A 593-nucleotide genomic window follows, 5' to 3' on the forward strand; every position below is an offset into this window, starting at 1 on the left:
TTGCCGATGTATCTGGTCGATTAGCCGCACAGCACCGTGAAGCGCTCAATTGGCGTGATGCCTGCGTATTGTACTTTCAACAATACTCAAAGCAGCCCATTTGTTGTCGTCAGACATGGGTACAACCAATGGTATTTGTTTGAGTCCCGATGAAAAAACGTTATATGTCAATGAAAGTATCCAGCGAAATATCTGGGCATTTGATGTGGATGCTCAGGGAAATATCAGTAACAAACGTCTTTTTACCTCATTCAAAGACGGTGGTTTGGATGGCATGAAATGTGATAAATCAGGAAAACTGTATGTAACTCGTTGGGGATTAGGTAAAATTCTTATTTTCAACTCGGACGACTGATCAAAGAAGTCACTACCAAAGGCAAGCAAACGAGTAATCTGGTATTCAGTCCAAATCAAAAAGAAGCATTCGTGACTTTACAAGACCGCAAAGGCATGGAAAAGTTTAGAATAAAATAAATAATTCTTTTAAGTAATCGTGCAGAATAAGATTTGATTTAAGTGTTTAGGGACAAGGCAACAGGCACAAGGCACAGAGTGTTTAAATGTTTTTTAGCAAAAATAGATATATTTTTGCC

2 protein-coding genes are annotated in these 593 nt (G+C 38.4%); both read left to right on the plus strand.

Annotated features, from left to right (window positions below):
* On the plus strand, positions 1-143 hold a 143-nt coding region (locus BWI92_RS29045), incomplete at its 5' end, for a hypothetical protein (RefSeq protein WP_217903515.1).
* Positions 116-355, plus strand: a complete 240-nt coding sequence (locus tag BWI92_RS27975) for an SMP-30/gluconolactonase/LRE family protein (protein WP_217903514.1) — start codon at positions 116-118, stop codon at positions 353-355. The genes BWI92_RS29045 and BWI92_RS27975, both read left to right, overlap by 28 nt.
* Positions 356-593: the final 238 nt, after the last annotated feature.

It is taken from the genome of Flectobacillus sp. BAB-3569 (assembly GCF_002270355.1).
Lineage (GTDB): Bacteria > Bacteroidota > Bacteroidia > Cytophagales > Spirosomataceae > Flectobacillus > Flectobacillus roseus.

Excerpts from the sequence above, each read along its gene's own strand:
- BWI92_RS27975 (WP_217903514.1), top strand. The coding sequence starts at position 116 with ATGGGTACAACCAATGGTATTTGTTTGAGTCCCGATGAAAAAACGTTA.